Source organism: Kaistella sp. (genome assembly GCF_041824135.1).
GTDB lineage: Bacteria > Bacteroidota > Bacteroidia > Flavobacteriales > Weeksellaceae > Kaistella.
This window is the reverse complement of sequence record NZ_JBGZYM010000034.1, coordinates 1-3954: the sequence shown is the minus strand read 5'-3', so window position 1 is coordinate 3954 and position 3954 is coordinate 1. Positions and strand designations below refer to the sequence as shown.

The following is a 3954-nucleotide window of genomic DNA, read 5'->3' as shown; positions in this document are numbered from 1 at the left end:
TTTCTTGTCTTTCAGACAAAACGAAAGCTTAGTTATTAGCGGCTGCCTTTGTTTCAGTTCGTTAATTTTAGTTTCATCATAATGTCCGTTTGTTCATCTTCCCCAAGTTTGAAAATATGTTTGTCAAACTCTACAAAACCGTTTTTCTTATAAAAATTTATTGCTCTCGGATTTTCTTCCCAAACGCCTAACCAAACATAGTCCGCATTTTTTTGTTTCGCAATTTCAATTGCTTTGTCATACAGAATTTGTCCGACTTTTTTGCCGTGAAATTCTTTAAGCACATAAATTCTCTCAATTTCAAGAGCTTTGTCGTCTTTTAGTTCTGTTTGCGATTGTCCGAAGTTGAGCTTTAAATATCCAATAATTTTGTCGTCAATTTTTGCAAAGTAAAACTCTGCATTTTCGTCATTTAATTCATTAGTTATTTTGTCAATTGAAAACCCATCTTCTAAATAGCTTTTCATATTTTCTTCGGTGTTACTTTCAGAAAACGTTTCATAAAAAGTCTGTCTGCCAATTTCTTGTAATTGCAGAATTTCGTCTTTTTTTATTTTTGATATTTGTACTGTTTCCATTTTCTAAATTTTCCACTCATAGTTAAGCCACTCATTATTCTCTGTCGCACCTAAGCGTTCATAAAATTTTTGTCCTGCTTTGTTCCAAGGTGCAACTGTCCATTTTATTTGATTGCAATTGTTTTGCCTCAATTTTTAAAGAGTTCATAAGTTGTTCTCCGATTTTCTGTCCACGATAATTTTCGTCTACATAAAGCTCTTTCATAAATTGCTGGTCTGTTTTGAGCCGTGTATGGAAGAAAATAATAAACCAGCATTCCCGCAATTTTGTCGATGTCGGACGCTACAATGCAATGAAAGTCTGGTGGATTTTTGCGAAAACCACTATCCTTTACGATTTCTGGCGTAATAGCAAAACTGTCAATATATTTTTCAAAAACAGCAAGTTTTTCCATTAAAGTCCAAATTTTTTCGCTGTCTTTTTCTTCTGCTTTTCTTATTATAATGTTCATTGTTTTCTTTGTGGACTGTTAGTCGGATAAGGTTGCCGCTAACGGTCACGCATAGCCGTCAGTGCCGTAAACTTAAGATAAATATTCTTAGAGAACGCAAATTTGATTTACCTGAGTAGCCTCTGACGAAGCTAAAAAGCAGGCATTGCGGCTATGCAATGTTGGCGGTAGTTCTTACTCTCCAAGATTTAATTCGCGCTGAAATTCGTTGAGATACATTGATAGATGTAAACCATCAACTAATCCATGATGTGCTTCAATTGAAATTGGAAGAAGCTTTTGGTCGTTTTGCACAAAGAATTTTCCAAAGGTAATTTTAGGAACTGATTCAGTTTTATCAAAATTTGTTGGATGAAGCAATGCAGTAAACTTGTGCCATGGGAACGTCGAATGGCGAATCAAATTCTTTTTAATATCATCATTGTTGAGACGAAGACCGGTGGAATTATTCACAGCGGCAATTTCGGATTGCAATTCCAGATTGAAGCTTGCGAAGTCTTTTGAAAAATTTACAAATGCAAAACCAAATGTTCCATCTGACCTTCCGATCGTAGTTCCGGCATGAATTTCATCGAACAACACAACATTTTGATCAACAATTCTGAGTTTTAGTTCTTCGACTGAATTGACAGCTTTCATGGATTTAAATAAGTAATATGCAAAGAATGAATAGCCGTTTTCTTTACAGTGTGCGTAAGCTTTCGAGCAATCGACCTCGGTTACGATTCCAAAATAAGGACTCGTCATCTTAGAGAAAAACTCAAAATGTTCACGACGGTTCCAATTTTCAATGTCAATCTTTTTCATCATGGATGGATCATGCAGCTTTAGAATTACCGCCAACGTTCTCGCGCTACAAGCAGTTTGGGATTAAATTAAGCCTTATCTTCGGATTTGCCAAAACTTCCAAATACAAACCAATTTTTCCATTAAGCCAAATCCCCAAATTGCTTGTAGCGTGTGTTGGCGGTAGTGGTTTTATTCGATTGCATCATTAATTTGTTTCTCTAAATCAGCCAAGTTTTCAAATTTTAGAAACTCCAATTCCTTTTTATTTGTTTTTAATTCTTCAACTAATTCTAGAATTAAATCAAATGGGTCAATTTCAAAACCAAACATATTTTGGTCAAAATTTGTCCCTACCAAAAGTTCATCGTTATCCATTCCGATGCACCAATTTTCGATAAACTCTGACAAACTTATTTCCGCTAATTTATATTCTTCCCATCCATTTTTTATGCAAGAATTTGCAAGAGCTTTTTCAGACCAAAAACATATAATTCCAATTGGCTCACCATCTTCATCTTCAAAATCATTTGAGCTTGAGGTTGCAAATCCCTCTTCGGATTCTAATCCATAGACAATATTTGTTTCGCAAACTCTTTTTATGAATTTTTCATGTTTTAATCTGACGTCAATATGGTTTTTCAACATTAAGTTCTGGTTTTAATTTATAATACTTCAGCAGTTTTTTTCTGTACCATTCTAACTAACGTTTTGTTAATGTTTTGTTAATTAAATATTTACAAAACCATTTTTTCTTATAAATTCCCTTCATTTTTCCGCTCTTCCGCCGTTAGCTTACGGGGTCAGGGCGGGAGTCTAGGGGGAATTACCGCCAACGGTTCTCAGCTATACGCAGGCAGGGTATTTTACCACTGTACTTCCTACGAAGAACTGAACTTCAAATATACCACTTTCCTGTCCTACGAAGCACGAAACCCCTGCTTGCGTATAGCTGATGTTAGCGGTTCGGGCTTCTTTATTTAGTTGTCTCAAATACATTGTCAACGATTGTTTCTACTGCATTTTTTGTTCTCGGTACACTGTCAACAAGTAAATATTCACGAAGTCTGTTAGCAATGATTTCAGGTCTTGGATTATCAATAAGTCTTGGGTTTAATTGTCGTAACCAAAGTGATTGGTTTAATCTTTCGCCTATTGTTGTGCAATAAATTAAACTGTCAAGTGCTATCAAACTCAAAGGTCGTCCAAGTGTCAACCACTTGTTTGCTCTGTTCCAAGTGAACTGCGAACTTGCGGCAAGTTGTCCCCAGCTAGAAGAAATATTTTTTATTCTTTTACTAACTTTTTCAATCCAGTCAAGTGTCTGGTCGCTTTTGAAATAGAGAAGTGCGGAAACATTTTCGGATAAAAATTTATCGTCTCCGCTTTCTAGTTCAATTGTTAGAATTTTAAATGCTTCGTCAAAATCCAAACACTTTGCTATTGGTTCTGCAAATATTTGAAGTTCATTTTCTCGTCTGTTAATCCATTCTTTCTTTATCCATTCTTCTGCTGTTTTACCAACTACCTTCCCAGCAATTTCATAGGCTTTGTAATTGATAGCTCGATTATAATCTACCTTTTCTTTAAGTCTTTTAAGAACTTCCAATTTGTCGAACTCTTGAAGCTCGTTGATAACAAAATCGTCCGTGAAATACTGAACAAATGAAAAGTCAATAAGTCTGTTTAAATCATTTCTGATTTGTTCAAAGCTTGGAAATGGAAATTTTTCAGCGTCAATTACTTCAATGTCCGATTGTGTAGCTTCTCCTGTGTCGTAATCGTAAAAGTCATCGTGTAAATAGTAACCGTGTCCGTGAATTGCAGTTAAGTTAAAAAACTCTAAAGGTCTTAATGCTTTGTTTAATAGTCTGTCGTGACAAGGCAAACACAAACGAAAAGGATTTTGTCCTTCGTCCGCAAGTTCTTCAACTTCAATTTCTCTTATGTTGCAACTTTCACATTTCATTGTCTGTGTCGTTTTTTAGCCTGACCGCTAACGTTTACGTATTGGCGATGGTGCGGCTGTAACGTGGAAACTTTCTTATTATAAATTACTCTTCGGAACATCTAAAATGCTTAAACTTACGATTCCTCCGCACTATTGCCAATACGATGTTAGCTGTAGTTTCTTTATT

The 3954-nt window shown here is 35.4% G+C and carries 5 protein-coding genes; all 5 read right to left on the bottom strand.

The genetic code is table 11. The features are described from left to right. Window positions 1-53 precede the first annotated feature (53 nt). The 5 genes from ACEYOS_RS03960 to ACEYOS_RS03940 all read right to left on the bottom strand — a co-directional run bounded on the left by ACEYOS_RS03960 (window position 54) and on the right by ACEYOS_RS03940 (window position 3785). Complete coding sequence (locus tag ACEYOS_RS03960; protein ID WP_373747972.1) at window positions 54-578, bottom strand: GNAT family N-acetyltransferase; 525 nt, start codon at window positions 576-578, stop codon at window positions 54-56. A 58-nt stretch (window positions 579-636) separates the two neighbouring features. Then, window positions 637-783 (bottom strand): GNAT family N-acetyltransferase, encoded by a 147-nt coding sequence (locus ACEYOS_RS03955; RefSeq protein WP_373797512.1) that lies wholly within the window; start codon window positions 781-783, stop codon window positions 637-639. Window positions 784-1204: 421 nt separating this feature from the next. Beyond that, complete coding sequence (locus ACEYOS_RS03950) at window positions 1205-1840, bottom strand: CatA-like O-acetyltransferase (protein WP_373781602.1); 636 nt, start codon at window positions 1838-1840, stop codon at window positions 1205-1207. Window positions 1841-2008: 168 nt separating this feature from the next. After that, window positions 2009-2464, bottom strand: a complete 456-nt coding sequence (locus ACEYOS_RS03945; RefSeq protein WP_373781601.1) for a DUF2750 domain-containing protein — start codon at window positions 2462-2464, stop codon at window positions 2009-2011. A 328-nt stretch (window positions 2465-2792) separates the two neighbouring features. Further along, window positions 2793-3785 carry a hypothetical protein gene (locus ACEYOS_RS03940; RefSeq protein ID WP_143853014.1) on the bottom strand — a complete coding sequence of 331 codons (993 nt, stop codon included), beginning with the start codon at window positions 3783-3785 and terminating at the stop codon, window positions 2793-2795. Window positions 3786-3954: the final 169 nt, after the last annotated feature.